General features: G+C 65.9%; 1 protein-coding gene. It reads left to right on the top strand.

What is annotated here, in order from left to right:
• On the top strand, positions 1-223 hold a 223-nt coding region (locus QJT78_RS52665), incomplete at both ends, for a transposase (RefSeq protein WP_281461002.1).

Below are 223 nucleotides of genomic sequence, written 5' to 3'. Positions count from 1 at the left end.
CCGTGGCGACGGGCACTATGCCCGGCCGGAGGCCATGGCGTGGTGCGAGACCAACGGCATCGACTACATCTTCGGTCTGTCCGGCACCAAGCCTCTCGCCAGAAAAGTCGAGGAGGTCGCCGACGACATCCGCACGCGACGCGCCATCGAGAACCTGCCGGTTCTGCGTGGCTATACCGAGACGCGCCACAAGGCAAAGTCCTGGGATCGCGAACGGCGCACC

The organism is Bradyrhizobium sp. Mp27, assembly GCF_029953005.1.
Taxonomy (GTDB): domain Bacteria; phylum Pseudomonadota; class Alphaproteobacteria; order Rhizobiales; family Xanthobacteraceae; genus Bradyrhizobium; species Bradyrhizobium barranii.
The sequence above is the reverse complement of the archived record's forward strand: the minus strand, read 5'-3'. Positions and strand labels throughout refer to the sequence as shown.